This window comes from Flavobacterium frigidarium DSM 17623, from assembly GCF_000425505.1.
GTDB classification, from domain to species: Bacteria; Bacteroidota; Bacteroidia; order Flavobacteriales; family Flavobacteriaceae; genus Flavobacterium; species Flavobacterium frigidarium.
In genome coordinates, this window is record NZ_AUDO01000024.1 from 1 (window position 1) to 17,800 (window position 17,800).

Genomic DNA, 17,800 nt, shown 5'->3' on the forward strand with positions numbered 1-17,800 from the left:
CGATCCCTAATAATACCAATATAACATTACACTCAGACCAGGGATGGCAATATCAAATGCGACAATATCAGCAACTCTTAAAGGAAAAAGGAATTAAACAAAGTATGTCAAGAAAGGGCAATTGTCTAGATAATGCAATCATTGAAAACTTCTTTGGAATACTAAAATCGGAGTTGTTTTATCTTAAAAAGTACAACTCTATAAATCAATTAAAAAAAGAGATTAAAGAGTACATATTATATTATAATAACGACAGAATTAAATCAAATTTAAACAAAATGAGCCCGATACAATATCGAGCTCACTATTATCAAAATTAATTATAAATTTGTCTAAACTTTTGGGTGCAGTCTATTTTATCAACTATTTGAACAATTTTAATATAACCTTCAAAATTAAAATTACAGATTAGCTACTAACCAATCTCCTACATCGCTTGTTTTATAAGCTGTAGCTCCTTTGACAACCAAATCTTCTGTGACAATTCCTTGTTCTAGAGATTTGTTTACTACTGCTCTAATTGCTGCCGCCTCTTCAGTTAAACCAAAAGCATCTTCAAACATCATCGCTGCTGATAATACCGTTGCTAAAGGATTAGCAATATTCAAACCTGTAGCTTGAGGGTATGAACCGTGGATAGGTTCGTATAACGAAGTGTGCTCACCAACAGAAGCAGAAGGCATTAATCCCATTGATCCTGAAATTACAGATGCTTCATCTGTCAAGATGTCTCCAAACAAGTTTTCTGTAATCAGTACATCGTATGAGTTAGGCCATTGTACTAATCGCATTGCAACAGCATCTACAAACTCATAGCTAACTGTTACTTCAGGATAATCTTTCTCCATAGCTTGCACTGTTTCTCTCCACAATCTTGATGTTTCAAGTACGTTAGCTTTATCAACACAACATAATTTTTTAGACCGTGTCATTGCTAGTTCAAAACCTTTTTTAGCTAAACGTTGTACTTCTGCTCTTGTATAAACACAATTATCAAAAGCGGTTTCTCCACCATCTCTTCTACCTTTCTCTCCAAAATAGATTCCTCCAGTTAGTTCTCTTAAGAAAACCAAATCAGTTCCTTCAATACGTTCTCTTTTTAAAGGAGAGTTGTCGATTAAAGAAGGAAAGGTAAACGTAGGTCGCACATTTGCAAACAACCCTAATTTTTTACGCATTAGTAATAAACCTTGCTCAGGGCGCACGGTTGCAGTAGGATCATTATCATATTTAGGGTGACCAATAGCGCCAAAAAGTACAGCATCTGCAGCCATACAAATTTCGTGTGTCTCATCAGGGTAAGGAACTCCTACCGCATCAATGGCACAAGCTCCTGTAAGTGCCGCAGTCCAAGTAATCTCATGATTGAATTTTTTTGCAATCGCATCCGAAACTTTTACTGCTTCATTGATTACTTCTGGTCCTATTCCGTCTCCGGCTAAAAGTGCTATGTTTAATTTCATATTTTAAGTTTTAAGGCTTTGGGCTCTCAGCTCTCGGCTATTAGCGTTGAACGGTGGGCTTAGGCATGTTTGAAAGTTATTCTAAGTGGGTATTGTTTAAATTTTAGCAATCAGCCCATAGCCGATTGCTCATAGCTCGTTGCTATACTACATTCAACATTTTTTGGGTAGCAATAATTGCTGCAACTGTTTGATCAGAATCTAATCCCCTTGTTTTAAATTCTTTCCCGTTATTTGTCCATGTGATTACTGTTTCACACAACGCATCAGAACTACTTCCTGGTGGAATACGTACCGCATAATCAACTAATTTAGGCAGTTGTAAATTTTTACTTTTATAAATTTTGCCTAAAGCATTCATAAACGCATCAAATTGACCGTCACCTTGTGCATGTTCTTCAATTAATTCACCATCAATTCGCAGTGACAATGTAGTTGAAGGACGCATTCCTTTGGCGTGTGATAGTATGTAAGACTCCACAACTATTTTTTCTTCGAATATTTTACTGTGCAAAACATCAGATATAATATAAGGGAGGTCTTCCTTAGTTACGGTTTCTTTTTTATCACCTAATTCGATAATTCTTTGCGTAACTAATTTAATATCTTCTTGATTTAATTTTAAACCCAACTCTTGTAAGTTCTTTTCGATATTTGCTTTACCCGAAGTTTTTCCTAAAGCATATTGCCTTTTTCTTCCAAAACGTTCTGGGAGTAGATCATTAAAATATAGATTGTTTTTATTGTCACCATCAGCATGAATACCAGCGGTTTGTGTAAAAACGTTGTCTCCTACAATAGGTTTGTTAGCTGGGATTCTATACCCAGTAAATGTTTCTACTAATTTACTAACAGAGAAAAGCGAAGTTTCGTTAACTCCAATGCTTACTTCTGGCATAAAATCGTTGATCACTGCAACAGTGCTTTCTAACGGCGAGTTTCCTGCACGTTCTCCCATTCCATTCACAGTCACGTGTAAGCCATCGATACCAGCATTGATAGCTTCCATCACGTTAGCCACACTTAAATCATAATCATTATGAGCATGAAAATCAAAATGAATATCAGGATATCTTGCTCGAATAGCAGCAATATATTTATAAGTATGCGCCGGAATTAGTACGCCTAATGTATCTGGTAATAGAATTCTTTTCACAGGCTGTTGCGTCAAGAAATCTAAGTATTGAAAGACATATTCTGGTGAATTACGCATTCCATTACTCCAATCTTCTAGATATACATTTGTTTCAATATCATTCTCTTTTGCAAGAGCGATACTTTTAGCAATTTCAGCAAAGTGTTGTTCAGGAGTCTTTTTTAGTTGATGTGTTAGGTGGTTTAAAGACCCTTTAGTCAACAAGTTTTGAACTTTGGCTCCAGTTTTTTTCATCCAGTCAATAGAGAGTCCGCCATCCACAAAAGTCAAAACTTCGATTCGATGAGTATAGCCTTTTTCTTGTGCCCAAGACATAATTCCTTTTACCCCTTGAAATTCTCCTTCACTCACACGTGCAGAAGCGATCTCGATGCGATCAACCTTTAATTCCTCTAATAATAATTGTGCAATGGTTAATTTTTCTGCAGCAGAAAAAGACACTCCCGAGGTTTGTTCCCCATCGCGAAGTGTCGTATCCATTATTTCAATCTTTTTTTTATCCATTATATTATTTCTAAACCAATAGCAGTGAACTATGGTGCGGCTAGTATTCTACTTTTATTTGAAACAAACTTAGACTAATGCCCTCGTAGTGTTTTGGTAACCCTTTATATTCGGGAATAATCACTCCTAAAAAATCAAAACCGCATTTTTGGTAATAATTGATTAATTCGTCATTGTCTCCCCAAGTATCCATTCGCAGGTAGTTCAGCTTTTTTTCTTTGGCGAAAGCCAATCCCCATTGAATGATTTTTGTAACAAATTGCTGTCCTTTAAACTTTGGATTAGTCACTATGCGATGAAAGTAAACCGATGGATCTGCATTTTTCTCTTTCCAAATGCTTTCATCTTCGAAAGTAATGGCAAAAACACAGGCAATCTCATCATCAATTACAATTTTCCATTGCCTTGTTTCTGCAATTTCGTTAAGAACCATTTCGCGATCAAAACCCATCCAATGTTTGTTGAATTTAGTTTTTTGATAGGCTACAGCCAAATCATACATTTTGAAGATACTATCTATATCGGAAATTGTGCTTGATGCTATCTTCATTAAGAACACTTGAGATTTTTTAAAAAGCTTTTACTACACTTAAATTAATTGCTTTTCAGCAAAAGTTACAATGTCATCTTTGATATTTGATAGATAGTCAATATCATCAAAACCGTTAATCATGTTGTTCTTTTTGTATCCGTTGATGTCAAAAGATTCTTTGTCGCCTGTCGCTTTTAAAGTAATCGTTTGCTCAGGCAAATTAATTTCTAGTTCGGTTGTAGGGTCTGCTTCGATAGCAGCAAAGATTTTTGCAGCAAATTCTGGGCTTACTTGAACGGGTAAAACACCAATGTTCAAACAATTTCCTTTGAAGATGTCTGCAAAGAAAGAAGAAACTACAGCGCGAAATCCGTAATCGTAAACAGCCCAAGCAGCATGTTCACGGGAAGAACCAGAACCAAAGTTTTTTCCTCCTACAAGGATTTTCCCAGAGTAAGTAGGGTCATTCAATACAAAATCTGCTTTTGGAGTATCGTCTCCATTGTATCTCCAGTCTCTAAAAAGGTTATCACCAAAACCTTCACGTTTTGTTGCTTTCAAGAAACGTGCTGGGATAATTTGATCTGTATCTACGTTTTCTATTGGTAGTGGCACTGCACTACTAGTAAGTATATTGAATTTATCGTATGCCATTTTATGTTGCTTTTGGCAGTCGGCTTTGAGCTTTGGGCTTTGTGCGTGAACTGCAATATTATTGATTTAACTTAAGTCGTAATTGATAAATTTGTTTTCTTATTTGAATTATTTTGCTCGCTAAACCTTGTTGTATTTCAATGTTTAAATATTTCAAGTCATAAGTTAGTAATAATAAATATTCAACTTCAGAACAGGATGCAATTGCAATATTCAAATATCTTCCAAATTCTTTTTCAGAATTAGAACCACAACCTTCGGCGAAATTTGTTGGAATAGAAGATGTTGCTCTTCTCAATTGACTTGTTAACCCAAATAATTCCTCTTTTGGAAATTCTTTTGTAACCTGATAAATTTCAAGGGTAAACAAATGACTATCCTGCCAAACATTGTATTTTCTAAAATCTCTCATAATTTATGGGCTTTGAGCTTTCGGCAGTGGGCTTTGAGTTCATTGCCCAAGGCTCACAGCCCATTGCTTTCTAAAAAAGATCTCTTGGATCTGTCAATTTTCCAGTAACCGCTGCTGCTGCTGCCATAATAGGAGAAGCCAATAGAGTTCTTGAACCTGGACCTTGACGACCTTCGAAGTTTCTGTTTGAGGTACTCACTGCATATTTTCCAGCGGGTACTTTGTCATCATTCATCGCTAAACAAGCTGAGCATCCTGGTTGACGCAATACAAATCCAGACTCTGTTAGAATGTCAAGTAAACCTTCTTCTTTTATTTGTGCTTCGACAACATGTGATCCTGGCACTAACCAAGCGGTAACATTGTCTGCTTTTTTACGACCTTTTACAATATCAGTAAATGCTCTAAAATCTTCAATACGACCATTAGTACAACTTCCTAAGAAAACAAAATCAATAGGTTTCCCTATCATGACGTCATCTTCATTGAAACCCATATAAGCTAATGATTTCTTATAAGTCTCGGCTCCACCTTGTACTTGACTTGCTGTTGGAATATTTTTTGAGATACCTATTCCCATTCCAGGATTTGTACCATAAGTAATCATCGGTTCGATATCTGCAGCGTCAATATGCAATTCAGCATCAAATTTTGCGTCTTCGTCAGTTTTCAGTGTTTTCCAATAGGCAACTGCTTTAGTCCAATCGTCACCTTTAGGAGCATAAAGTCTTCCCTCTAAAAAATCAAAAGTCTTTTGGTCCGGAGCAATCATACCACCACGAGCACCCATTTCGATAGAAAGGTTACACACTGTCATACGGCCTTCCATAGACATATCTTCAAATACATTTCCTGCGTATTCAGCAAAATATCCTGTACCTCCTGATGTAGATAGTTGCGAAATAATATACAACGCAACATCTTTTGGTCCCACACCTTTACTTAAGGTACCGTTCACATTGATGCGCATTTTCTTTGGCTTAGGCTGCATAATACATTGTGTAGCCAAAACCATTTCAACTTCTGAAGTTCCTATCCCGAAGGCAATTGCTCCAAAAGCACCGTGAGTTGAAGTATGTGAATCTCCACAAACAATAGTTGCTCCGGGTAAAGTAATTCCGTTTTCTGGTCCTACAACGTGTACGATTCCATTTTTAGGATCTCCTAATCCCCAGTGCGAAATACCGTATTCTGCAGCATTGTCTTCTAGTGCTTTCAGCTGATTTGCTGATAAAGCATCCTCAACAGGAAGATGTTGGTTAATTGTAGGTGTATTGTGATCTGCTGTTGCAAATGTTCTTTCTGGATATAAAACAGACACATTTCTTGATTTTAATCCTAGAAATGCCACAGGACTTGTAACTTCATGTATGAAATGACGGTCAATAAAAAACACATCTGGTCCATCTTCAATTTTACGTACAACATGTGCGTCCCATACTTTGTCAAATAATGTCTTACTCATTTTATTAATTTTAAATTGTAATTTTTACAAAGCCAGCTTTTCTAGCATCTGCAATAGACAACAAAATTAGAAAAAGAGATGGAAGTGTCAATTTCGATATTCCAAATTATACGATGCCCAAAACCAATTTACAGCTACTATCTCTTCAAGTTAGTAAAAGCTACTGAAAAATATTATAAGTAGAAGTAAATCGAAATCTTTGCACATGAACCATTGCGAGTTTAAAGTAAAAATTCTGTTATTGAGAATTTATTAATGGTAAAGGGTTTTCAAGGTTATGTATTGATGTAATGTTATTAAATCTATAGCTACACTAAGTAATTCGCAATCATTAATTGTATTCTCCTAATTTAAAAAGTGAGTCATTCTTATTTTAATTTGAGTTCTGTCGACGTGTTTTACATGATTTATTGTGTATAATTATTACGACATCCAAAAAATATATCATTTAAAATCCTAGCTTTTTTTTCGAATAATATTCATTTTTAAGCAATATCATCGCGGAGAATTTATTATCGTCAGAGATTATGTTAATGTCTTTTGTTAGTCCAAAACATAACTAAAATTTCCTTAAATTTGAAGTTCAATTTTTTGAAAATCTTTCCATTTATAATGTGTTATAAACCAGTTAAATGCACCACTCAAGTTCTTAGTTTGAGTTCCCTAAAATATAGATAGGGCTGGGGATATGAAGCTTATGTATTTAATATTTGATACCGAAACTACCGGATTACCAAAACGCTGGGATGCACCCATAACCGACTCTGACAACTGGCCACGCTGTATACAAATAGCATGGCAGTTGCATGACGAAATGGGAAAGCTAATCGAGCATCAAGATTACTTGGTTAAGCCTGAAGGATTCAATATTCCTTATGACGCCGAGCGTATTCACGGTATTTCTACAGAGTTAGCTGCCGCTGAAGGAATTTCGCTTGAAGAAGTTTTAGAGAAATTCAACGTAGCATTAGGGAAATCTAAATTTATTGTAGGTCAAAATTTAGGTTTTGATGTTAATATTATGGGAGCCGAGTTGCACCGTATGGGTGTAGCATCGCCTATGGCTAGTATGCCGGTTTTAGATACTTGTACAGAGGTTACAGCTAAATTATTACAATTGCCAGGAGGTCGTGGAGGTAAATTTAAACTACCTACACTTACTGAATTACACGAATATTTATTCAACAAACCGTTCTCTGAAGCGCATAATGCCACTGCCGATGTCGAAGCAACCACGCGTTGTTTTCTAGAATTAATCAGGAGAGAACGTTTTACTAAGGAGGAATTAGATGTTCCTGCAACGTACTTTAGGGAATTTCAAGAAAAAAATCCAAGAGAAATTCAGCTTATTGGATTAAAACACATTAATTTAAAGCAAGCTTCTGACCGCATTCGCCAGCAGCTAGGAGACACCCAAAGTAGCGGAATTTCTAAAGGAGAACTTTTAGAGAATAAAAAGGTTTTGGCTGAAGCCAAATTTGCACATTTACACAACCACACGCAATTTTCAGTTTTACAGTCTACGATAGGTGTGGGGCCGCTTGTAGCTGCGACAGCAAAAAACGGATTTCCAGCAGTAGCCATGACTGATACCGCTAACATGATGGGAGCTTTCCATTTTGTAAGTGCGGTAATGAATCATAATAAATCGGCTTCCGCCAAAAACAAAACGCTAGTTGAAAATGGAGAAGAACCTACAGAAACGGAGATAAAACCGCTTGTAGGTTGTGAGTTTAATATTTGTGAAAATCATTTAGATAAAACTAAAAAGGACAACGGATACCAAGTTGTACTATTAGCTAAAAATAAAAAAGGCTATCATAATTTGGCCAAAATGGCATCTATAGCAAATATTAATGGTTTTTATTATGTGCCTAGAATCGATAAAAAAATTGTCGAAAAATACAAAGAGGATATCATGGTGCTCTCTGGGAATTTATACGGAGAGATACCGGGTAAGATTTTAAACATTGGTGAAAACCAAGCCGAAGAAGCGTTGATCTGGTGGAAAGCACAGTTTGGTGATGATTTCTACTTAGAGATTATGCGTCACAATCAAGAAGATGAAAATCGTGTTAATAAAACCTTGATTGAATTTGCTAGAAAGCATGATGTGAAATTAATTGCTTCAAATAATACCTATTACTTAAATAAGGAAGATGCTAATGCACACGATATTTTACTATGTGTAAAAGATGGTGAAAAGCAAGCAACCCCTATAGGGCGTGGACGTGGCTATCGTTATGGTTTGCCTAATCAGGAATATTATTACAAGTCAGGTGATGAGATGAAAAAACTCTTTGCTGATTTGCCTGATGCGATTATAAATATTCAAGAAATTGTTGACAAGGTCGAAATTTACTCGCTTTATCGCGATGTATTGCTTCCTAAATATGATATTCCGCAAGAATTTGTAAACCCCGAAGATGATGTTGATAATGGTGTAAGAGGGGAGAATGCCTACTTGAGATACCTTACTATGGAAGGGGCTAAGAGAAGGTATGGCGAAATAACCGAATCTATTCAGGAACGATTAGACTTTGAGTTGTTGACTATTTCCAATTCTGGATACCCTGGATATTTCTTGATTGTACAAGATTTCATTGCAAAGGCTAGAGAGATGGATGTTTCTGTAGGTCCTGGGCGTGGATCGGCAGCGGGATCAGCCGTTGCTTATTGTTTGAAAATTACCAATATTGACCCTATTAAATACGACCTACTTTTTGAGCGTTTCTTGAATCCGGATCGTGTATCGATGCCCGATATTGATATTGACTTTGATGATGAAGGTCGTGGTCGTGTAATGGACTATGTAATTAAAAAATATGGTGCAAACCAAGTGGCTCAAATTATCACTTATGGTAAAATGGCGACTAAGTCTGCTATTAGAGATACGGCACGTGTATTAGACCTACCATTATTTGAAGCCGATAGAATTGCAAAATTGATTCCGGCTATGATGCCGTCTAAGTGGAATCTGGCACGTTTTATTTCTGAAAAAGAAGAAGATGTCAAAAAAGCATTGCGATCAGATGAATTTGATAACGTAAAAGAATTAATTGCAATTGCAAATTCAGATGAGCTAGCGGGTGAAACAATCCAACAAGCGAAGATTCTAGAAGGTTCGATGCGTAATACAGGTATTCATGCTTGTGGGGTGATCATTACCCCGTCAGATATTACCAACTTCGTTCCGGTGACTACTGCAAAGGATTCAGATTTGTATGTAACCCAATTTGACAACTCCGTGGCCGAAAGTGCCGGATTGTTAAAGATGGACTTCTTGGGTTTGAAAACCCTTACCTTGATTAAAGATACCGTTAAACTGGTTAAATATAGAAACAACATCGATTTGAATCCTGATGAGTTTCCTATTGATGATGTAAAAACATATGAGTTATTCCAGCGCGGTGAGACTGTAGGGATTTTTCAATATGAATCTCCTGGAATGCAAAAATACATGAAGGACTTAAAGCCTACTGTTTTTGGGGATTTAATTGCGATGAATGCCTTGTATCGTCCGGGACCGCTAGAGTATATTCCTTCTTTTGTTCGAAGAAAAAACGGAGAGGAAGAAATTAAATACGATCTAGATGCCTGCGAGGAATACCTTGGAGAGACTTATGGAATTACTGTATATCAAGAGCAGGTAATGCTTTTATCCCAATCTCTTGCCGATTTCACAAAAGGGGAAGCCGATGTCTTGCGTAAAGCGATGGGTAAGAAGCAAAAAGAGGTGCTTGATAAAATGAAGCCAAAATTTGTGGAGCAAGCTGCTGCAAAAGGGCACGACGCTAAGGTTTTAGAGAAAATTTGGAAAGACTGGGAAGCATTTGCGAGTTATGCTTTTAATAAATCACACTCGACTTGTTACGCTTGGATTGCATATCAAACAGCTTATTTAAAAGCACATTACCCTGCCGAATATATGGCAGCAGTACTTTCTAATAATATGAATGATATCAAGCAAGTAACCTTCTTTATGGAGGAGTGTAAGCGTATGGGATTACAGGTTTTAGGACCTGATGTAAATGAATCTTTCTATAAGTTTACGGTTAATGATAATTACGCAGTTCGTTTCGGGATGGGAGCGATTAGAGGTGTAGGTCAGGGAGCTGTAAATACTATTGTGGAAAACAGAAAAGATGGTAAATATAAGTCGGTTTTTGATTTGACTAAACGTATTGATTTGCGTGCAGCTAACAAGAAAGCATTAGAAAACTTAATTCTGGCGGGAGGTTTTGACTCTTTTGAGGGAACTTTGCGTTCGCAATATTTTCATGATGATGGAGACGGAATCACATTCTACGAAAAAGCAATTAAATACGGAGCCAAATTTCAAGAGAACGAGAATAGTTCTCAAGTAAGTTTATTTGGTGAAGCTAGTGATGTTCAAATTGAAGAACCTGTGGTGCCACCTTGCGAGGACTGGAGTACTATGGAAAAACTGGCCAAGGAGAAAGAGGTTGTTGGGATTTATATTTCGGGGCATCCGCTAGACGACTATAGATTTGAAATGAAATATTTTTGTAACGCCAAATTAGAAGCGCTTAAAAATTTAGAATTACATGTAGGCAAGAGTTTGACCTTTGGAGGTATTATCAATAATGTGCAACACCGCGTTGCTAAAAACGGTAAAGGTTGGGGGATATTCACGCTTGAAGGGTATGACGAGAGTTATGAGTTTAAAATCTTTGGTGAGGATTATTTAAAGTTTAGGCATTTCTTTATTCAAAACAATTTTACGTTCATGAAAGTGCTTGTAAAAGAAGGTTGGGTAAACCAAGACACCGGTAAAAAGAGTGATCCAAGAATACAATTCATGTTGGTGCAGTACTTACAAGATGTCTTAGATGATTTTGCTAAGAAACTTGTGGTCTTGTTAAATATTAACGATTTAGATAAGGAGGTAATTCATCGACTGAGTCATTTATTTCTCGAAAACAAGGGCGATAATCAAGTTACGTTTGAAGTCATGGAACTAGAAACCATTAAAAAATTAGTAGAAGAGCAGTCTCAAACGCTAGATAATGATGGAGAGGATTTTAGTGATGACGCCGAAGCTATGGAGGGTGAAACTGCGACTGCTGTAACTGTTACAGAGGTTGAAGAAATTAAAGTAGTAACCAAATTAACGATGCCGAGCAGGCGATTGAAAATTAAGATTTCTAATGAATTACTAATCGCTTTAGAAAAAATGCAAATCAACTTTAAATTGAATTAATTTTCATCTACCAAACAGTTGAAAATTGTGAAATTTTGAATAAAGAAAACGATATAGTTAACCAATTTTTCTGTCTTTTTAGCTGCAATTTCGATAAAAGAATCACATAATTTAACTATTTTTATAGAACTTATATGTTAATATTTGAGCCGTAACATGTTGATTTTCTTATGCGTGTATATTATTTAGTTTATAGTGTTCACATTTAGTTAAGAGAAATGTAATACTGTCATATAAAATTATTTAAGTTTGTAGTAAGACAATTAACAAAAAACTAACTTCTATTAAGATTAATTATTATGAAAAAGAACTTGTTTATATTAGGAATGATGGCTTGCTCAATGACAATGTTAGGGCAAACTAAAGACGATACTACTGACAAAGGTTGGTATGTTAAACTTGGTGGATCTTATTTTTTGCAAACAGCGGCAACTGAGTTTCCTGTAGTTTCAGGATCATTACCTAATACCGATGTTTATGCAGCAAACGGGACAACTTTAATTTCTAGAGAAACTAATCATGGTTCATTTGGTGAAGGTTTTAGAACTGGAATTACTGGAGGATACCGTTTTAATGCAAGAATAGGCGTTGAGGTTGGAGTAAATTATTTTAAAAGTAGTAGTAAAACCATGGTTGAAACTACAAACAGATTAATTGCTGCAGGTCCAGTTTTCGTAACAGGAAATGCTATAGGTACAATTTCGGCATTTGACGTTGCGCCAGCTGTAGTTTTGTTCTTAGGAGAGTCTAAAGGTTTTGAGCCTTACACTAAAGTAGGTGTAATTGTTCCTGTTCATGGAGATTTAGAAATTGAAACTACTAGAAAGTATACTACTCCGGTAGGAACTGTAGATGCTTTCACAGTTGAAAAAGTTTTACCTAATCCAACAGTAGGTTTTATGGCTGTTGTAGGGACAACATATAAACTAGGTAAAAACCTTTCTGTTTTTGGGGAATTAGAGTACCGTAACTTTACTGTTCATGGTAAATCCAAAGAAACTAAGTCTTACACTGAGAATGGTGTAGATCAATTGAATGCGACAACTTCTTTCCGTGATGGCTCATACGCTGAAAATCACGTTAATTACGTAGAAAAAATCGATACAAATTCTAATAGTAAAGTGACTAATTCATCAGGTTTTGATAGAACTAAAGCGTCAGATGATATTAGTTCTTACGTAGGAATTAGTGGTTTAGGATTGACTCTTGGATTAAAATACAATCTATAATATTTAGATATTAGATTATTTATATAAAAAGACCTTCTTAGTTGAAGGTCTTTTTTTTTGTTTTACATATTTTGAAAAACTTAAATATCTCGCCCTGATAGCAGCGACATCGTACAATTTAATAAATATAGATCTTTCGTCATAAATTTGTGTAATGATAATGTGGCGTCTGCAAAGCTTTAAGAAATGAGATTAAGCTCCTGAAAAGTTTCGCACTTTTAAACAATTTTGATTTCTTTAATAGTTTTTTACAATAGTTTTATCATCAAAACTAATTCACAAATAGTGCGCAATTTGTTTTTAATTTCTAAATTTGTAATCTTGTTTAACAATAGGTTGAAACAGTAAACATTAAATATAGATATTATGGCATTAGCAATAACAGATGCTACTTTTGAAGAAGTAGTTTTGAAATCAGATAAACCGGTAATGGTAGATTTTTGGGCAGCATGGTGTGGACCTTGTAGAATGGTAGGACCAATCATTGACGAATTAAGTACTGAATATGACGGAAAAGTTGTAGTAGGTAAAGTTGATGTTGACGCTAACCAAGAATTTGCTGCAAAATACGGAGTGAGAAACATACCTACAGTATTGGTTTTTCATAATGGTGAAGTTGTAGGGAAGCAAGTAGGAGTAGCTCCTAAGCAAACTTACGCAGATAGTTTAGACGCGTTGTTGTAATCGTAAGATTATAATTTATATAAAATCTGAGTAAATCAGGTTGAAAAGGTTTGATGTAAGTCAAACCTTTTTTTTATTTTTATACCTTACTAATATTTGTATCGAATGAAAATAACGCTATCTCTTTTTGCAACTTGTTTATTATTGCTCTCTTGTCAAGTTATCAATAGTCAAGTGAAACTTACAGCTGGAATTTCTCAAAAATTAGCTAAGCTGCGGAAAGAACAAGTTAATAATGTTAGTTATAAATTATCATTTGATATTCCGCTAGAAAAATCCGCAGACATTCCAGCAACACTTGCTTTGAGTTTTACCTTTCAAACTTTAAAAGCACCACTTTTTTTAGACTTCAATGAAAAAAAGGAGAATGTAAAAAGTATATCTGTCAACGGGAAAGCAATTACAATTGTTCATGAAAAGGAACATATTATAATAGGTAAAGAACTTTTAAAATTAGGCGAGAATAATATAGATATTAATTTTATCGCAGGAAACTCTTCCTTAAATAGAAACGAAGATTTTCTTTATACATTATTAGTTCCTGATAGAGCGAGCACTCTCTTTCCTTGCTTTGATCAACCAGATATAAAAGCAAAATACACTTTGTCATTAAAGGTTCCAAACAAATGGACCGTTCTTGCTGCTGCAAAAATCGCAAACCAAACTCAAGCTGGCGAATTTACTACTTATGAATTTGAGCAATCTGATTTAATGAGTACTTATTTATTCTCTTTTGTAGCGGGTGAGTTTAGAGATGTTGTAGAGTCTAGCGTGAATTTCCCAATGAAAATGCTATACCGTGAGAACAATGAGGAGAAGCTAAAAGAGAGTACAGCGACAATATTCGGTTTGCATCAGCAAGCAATTTCGTTCTTAGAGAAATATACTGACTATCCTTTCCCTTTTAAAAAGATGGATTTTGCTTCTATTCCAGTTTTTCAATACGGTGGAATGGAACATGTAGGGGCAATACAATATAAGGAGGCTTCTTTATTTCTAGACAATAGTGCTACAGATAGCGATAAACTGACTCGTGGCAAACTTATCGCTCATGAAACTTCTCATATGTGGTTTGGTGATTTGGTAACAATGAAATGGTTTGACGACGTATGGATGAAAGAGGTTTTTGCTAATTTCATGGCCGATAAAATAATGAACCCCGCTTTTCCTGAGACAAATCATAACCTGCAATTTTTAACTGGACATTATCCTGCAGCTTACAGTGAGGATCGCACACAAGGTACACACCCTATTAAACAGGAATTAGCCAACTTGAAAAATGCTGGTTCGTTGTATGGAGGAATTATCTATCACAAAGCTCCTATCATGATGCGACAGTTAGAAGCAATGATGGGGAAAGAATCTTTTCAAAAAGGGATTCAGAAATACATAGCAAAATTTGCTAATAGTAATGCGAGTTGGTTAAACTTGGTGACTATTTTAGACGACGAGACTACTCTGGATTTAAAAAAATGGAGTGAAGTATGGGTGAATGAATCGGGAAGAGCCATTTTTTCTGATGAAATAGAATACAACGCTGAGAACAAAATTACCAAATTTCAGTTACATCAGAAGGCAGAGGATGGTTCATCTAAAGTTTGGCCTCAAGTTTTCGAAATTGCTTTAGTATATGCCGATACTACAAAAGTTTACAAAGTCAATGTAGAAGGCAAAACTAGCAATCTTGCAAACCTATTAGGACTAGAAAAACCTCTTGCTATTTTATATAATTACGACGGTTATGGATACGGTGTATTTCCGGTTGACCTAAAAACGGTTACAAGTAATTTGAGATTTGAAGATGATGTGGCGAGAGCTTCAAATATGCTTAACATTTATGAGAATACGTTGGCTGGCAAAGTTAAAGTCGGAACTAGTTACCATTGTTTCTTAAACGCTTTACAAGAGGAGAAAAATGAATTGGTGGCAAAACTAATCGCTGATCAATTGAAATCTTTATACTGGTATTATTTAACGAAGGAACAGCAAAATCAATTTCATGAAAAAACTATAAGTTCGGTTTACAATCGAATCCAAGAAGATATTCCTGCAAATGTCAAGAAAACCTTATTTAATTTATATCAGGGTTTAGCTTATACTGCTTCCGCAGAAGAAACGTTGTATCAAATTTGGAGTAAAAAAGTAGTTATCCCAAATTTAAAATTCAATGAAGACGATTACACGGGGATGACTATGAACTTATTGATCTACAAACATCCTAACGAAGCTGCGATTATTGAAGCAACCAAGCTTTCGATAAAAAATCCTGATAAACTAAAACGCTTTATCTATTTGTTGCCTTCTCTGTCTAATGATGCGTCTGTTCGAAAAAGTTTTATGGAATCGCTACGTAATAAAGACAACAGGGAGAAAGAATCCTGGGTACAATCTGCATTAGCAAATATGCACCACCCTCTGCGCCAAGATGCGTCGTACAGTTACTTAAAGCAGTGTTTAGAAATGACTGAAGAAATCCAGCTTACTGGAGATATATTTTTCCCAAAAGCATGGTTGAGTAATAGTATAGGACTATACAGTAGTACAAAAGCGTTGGGTGTTTTAGAACAATTTCTAAAAGACAATCCCAAATTTAGTCCTATATTAAAGAGAAAGCTATTGCAAGCCACAGATGATTTATATCGCAGTCAACAAATTAAAATGCAGGTAAAATGAGTATTTCATCAGAAGCAGAAAAAATAGCCAGTTTTAATAATCTGGAGCTAATTGCTAACCAAATTGTGGAGGGCTTCATCTCAGGAATGCACAAAAGTCCGTTTCATGGTTTCTCGGCTGAATTTGCAGAACACAAGTTATATAATGTAGGTGAGAGCACAAGGCATATCGATTGGAAGCTTTTTGCAAAAACAGATCGGTTATATACCAAGTGTTTTGAGGAAGAGACTAACATGCGTTGTCATATTATTATAGATAATTCTGCATCGATGCATTATCCAATATTAAAGAAGGATCAAAAGTTTTATGAAAGTAAAATTGGATTTTCTGTTTTGGCAGCAGCTGTTTTGATGAGTTTGTTAAAAAAGCAACGTGATGCTGTTGGACTAAGTGTTTTTTCGGATAGGTATGAATATTACGCACCAGAAAAGGGGAGTGATCGCCATCATAGAATGATACTGAATTCTATGGAGCAATTGTTGCAAAATAGCAAGAGTAAAAACAAAACTGATACGGTAACCTATTTGCACCAAATCGCACAAAAAATACACCGTCGTTCCATGATTGTCCTTTTTACTGATATGTTTCAAGAAGAGGAGGAGGAAAAGCTGTTTGCTGCGTTACAACATTTAAAGCATAACAAACATAAGGTGGTGTTGTTTCATGTGATTGATAAAGAAACTGAAGTCCAATTTGATTTTGCCAACAGTCCTAAGAAATTTATTGATGTTGAATCTGGGGAGCAAGTGTCATTGTATGCTGCTAATGTTAAGGAGGAATATGAAAAACAGCTAGCAACTTATTTTAAAAGACTGTCACTGGTTTGTGCTCAAAACCAAATCAAGTACATTCCCGTAGCTGTGAGTGATAATTTCGAAAAAATAATGCTGACTTATTTAGCTGAAAAACAAAACTTTGGTTGATTTTACTAAAATTTTTTTAATATTTTTTATAAAAAAGGTTGTGTAATTCGAATTCTGTTGTATCTTTGCCACCGCAATAGAGCAGTGGGTCTGGTAGTTCAGTTGGTTAGAATACCTGCCTGTCACGCAGGGGGTCGCGGGTTCGAGTCCCGTCCAGACCGCAATATTGGGGAAGCCTTTCTTAACGGAAAGGCTTTTTTGCCCCATAAGGTTTTTAAGATTAGTTGTGTTGTTTGGTCGAGTTGGTAGCAACGAGACCGGGTTTAGTAGTTAGACCAATGAAAAGCTTTCCACTTTATTGTGGATGGCTTTTTTGATTTAAAGCCACTTTGCTTTTAATCGTACTGCTAAGTATATGGTTACTGAAGCTTATTCTTTAATAGTGCGTTTTTGTTCATCCCTCAATTAAGTTAATTATTTGTCTTCTAAATTTTGCTTAGGAGCTATTTCCTGCTATCCGCTGCAATCTTTTATAATTAATCGATTACCATCGAATAATTATAAAAGGATTTCCACTACTATCAGGGCTAGGGTTGAGCGGTGACCAGTGTACTATGCTTCTCCATTAATATTTTGACAACACCTGTAAGATTAGAAACGAGATAAAGAAGTGTTTGATTGATTAAGTTATATATTGAGTGCGATTGAATCTTTAATTTGCTTAATCAAACCCTGACTTTGGGTTATAAACTCTCGATTAATCCTACAAACCGCAAAACAACTCCTTTTAAGCTGATCTCAAATAATACATTTTCAATAAGTTAAACAGTGTTTTAAAAATAAAGTAAACAAAAGCGGTTTTGGTGTATTGTTTATCGGTTTAAACTACCTACTTTTGCACCCGCAACAGCGAATAAGTTCTTTACATGATGGCAAGCAAA

Annotated in this window: 12 protein-coding genes and 1 tRNA gene; 7 read left to right on the top strand and 6 right to left on the bottom strand. The window is 35.6% G+C overall.

Going from position 1 to position 17,800, the window contains the following annotated elements:
• On the top strand, nt 1-320 hold a 320-nt coding region (locus H603_RS0112310), incomplete at its 5' end, for an IS3 family transposase (RefSeq protein WP_026708899.1).
• Nucleotides 321-401: 81 nt separating this feature from the next.
• On the opposite strand, the gene leuB is transcribed toward H603_RS0112310, so the two are convergent.
• From leuB to leuC, 6 genes are all read right to left on the bottom strand, one after another.
• Nucleotides 402-1,463, bottom strand: a complete 1,062-nt coding sequence (gene leuB / locus H603_RS0112315; protein WP_026708900.1) for a 3-isopropylmalate dehydrogenase — start codon at nt 1,461-1,463, stop codon at nt 402-404.
• A 142-nt stretch (nt 1,464-1,605) separates the two neighbouring features.
• Nucleotides 1,606-3,123: an alpha-isopropylmalate synthase regulatory domain-containing protein gene (locus H603_RS0112320; RefSeq protein WP_026708901.1), complete on the bottom strand. Its 1,518-nt coding sequence runs from the start codon at nt 3,121-3,123 to the stop codon at nt 1,606-1,608.
• Between the two features lie 40 nt (nt 3,124-3,163).
• Nucleotides 3,164-3,673 carry a GNAT family N-acetyltransferase gene (locus H603_RS0112325; protein WP_026708902.1) on the bottom strand — a complete coding sequence of 170 codons (510 nt, stop codon included), beginning with the start codon at nt 3,671-3,673 and terminating at the stop codon, nt 3,164-3,166.
• 39 nt (nt 3,674-3,712) lie between these two features.
• Entirely contained in the window at nt 3,713-4,309 is a 597-nt protein-coding gene (leuD, locus tag H603_RS0112330) for a 3-isopropylmalate dehydratase small subunit (RefSeq protein ID WP_026708903.1), read from the bottom strand.
• 58 nt (nt 4,310-4,367) lie between these two features.
• Nucleotides 4,368-4,721, bottom strand: coding sequence for a four helix bundle protein (locus tag H603_RS0112335; protein ID WP_026708904.1), 354 nt, complete (start codon nt 4,719-4,721; stop codon nt 4,368-4,370).
• Nucleotides 4,722-4,791: 70 nt separating this feature from the next.
• A complete protein-coding gene (leuC, locus tag H603_RS0112340) occupies nt 4,792-6,186 on the bottom strand; it encodes a 3-isopropylmalate dehydratase large subunit (RefSeq protein ID WP_026708905.1) in 1,395 nt (464 codons plus the stop codon).
• Nucleotides 6,187-6,883: 697 nt separating this feature from the next.
• Here leuC and dnaE point away from each other — a divergent pair.
• The 6 genes from dnaE (at nt 6,884) to H603_RS0112370 (ending at nt 17,080) form a co-directional block, all read left to right on the top strand.
• Entirely contained in the window at nt 6,884-11,410 is a 4,527-nt protein-coding gene (dnaE, locus tag H603_RS0112345; protein ID WP_026708906.1) for a DNA polymerase III subunit alpha, read from the top strand.
• Between the two features lie 299 nt (nt 11,411-11,709).
• Nucleotides 11,710-12,639: an outer membrane beta-barrel protein gene (locus H603_RS0112350; protein ID WP_026708907.1), complete on the top strand. Its 930-nt coding sequence runs from the start codon at nt 11,710-11,712 to the stop codon at nt 12,637-12,639.
• 366 nt (nt 12,640-13,005) lie between these two features.
• Nucleotides 13,006-13,323, top strand: a complete 318-nt coding sequence (trxA, locus tag H603_RS0112355; protein ID WP_026708908.1) for a thioredoxin — start codon at nt 13,006-13,008, stop codon at nt 13,321-13,323.
• Between the two features lie 105 nt (nt 13,324-13,428).
• Complete coding sequence (locus H603_RS0112360) at nt 13,429-15,996, top strand: M1 family metallopeptidase (protein WP_026708909.1); 2,568 nt, start codon at nt 13,429-13,431, stop codon at nt 15,994-15,996.
• Nucleotides 15,993-16,919: a DUF58 domain-containing protein gene (locus tag H603_RS0112365; protein WP_026708910.1), complete on the top strand. Its 927-nt coding sequence runs from the start codon at nt 15,993-15,995 to the stop codon at nt 16,917-16,919. Before H603_RS0112360 ends, H603_RS0112365 begins: the two co-directional genes overlap by 4 nt.
• An 87-nt stretch (nt 16,920-17,006) precedes the next feature.
• A tRNA-Asp gene (locus H603_RS0112370) sits at nt 17,007-17,080 on the top strand.
• Nucleotides 17,081-17,800 lie beyond the last annotated feature (720 nt).

Excerpts from the sequence above, each read along its gene's own strand:
- leuB (WP_026708900.1), bottom strand. The coding sequence starts at position 1,463 with ATGAAATTAAACATAGCACTTTTAGCCGGAGACGGAATAGGACCAGAA.
- H603_RS0112320 (WP_026708901.1), bottom strand. The coding sequence starts at position 3,123 with ATGGATAAAAAAAAGATTGAAATAATGGATACGACACTTCGCGATGGG.
- H603_RS0112325 (WP_026708902.1), bottom strand. The coding sequence starts at position 3,673 with ATGAAGATAGCATCAAGCACAATTTCCGATATAGATAGTATCTTCAAA.
- leuD (WP_026708903.1), bottom strand. The coding sequence starts at position 4,309 with ATGGCATACGATAAATTCAATATACTTACTAGTAGTGCAGTGCCACTA.
- H603_RS0112335 (WP_026708904.1), bottom strand. The coding sequence starts at position 4,721 with ATGAGAGATTTTAGAAAATACAATGTTTGGCAGGATAGTCATTTGTTT.
- leuC (WP_026708905.1), bottom strand. The coding sequence starts at position 6,186 with ATGAGTAAGACATTATTTGACAAAGTATGGGACGCACATGTTGTACGT.
- dnaE (WP_026708906.1), top strand. The coding sequence starts at position 6,884 with ATGTATTTAATATTTGATACCGAAACTACCGGATTACCAAAACGCTGG.
- H603_RS0112350 (WP_026708907.1), top strand. The coding sequence starts at position 11,710 with ATGAAAAAGAACTTGTTTATATTAGGAATGATGGCTTGCTCAATGACA.
- trxA (WP_026708908.1), top strand. The coding sequence starts at position 13,006 with ATGGCATTAGCAATAACAGATGCTACTTTTGAAGAAGTAGTTTTGAAA.
- H603_RS0112360 (WP_026708909.1), top strand. The coding sequence starts at position 13,429 with ATGAAAATAACGCTATCTCTTTTTGCAACTTGTTTATTATTGCTCTCT.
- H603_RS0112365 (WP_026708910.1), top strand. The coding sequence starts at position 15,993 with ATGAGTATTTCATCAGAAGCAGAAAAAATAGCCAGTTTTAATAATCTG.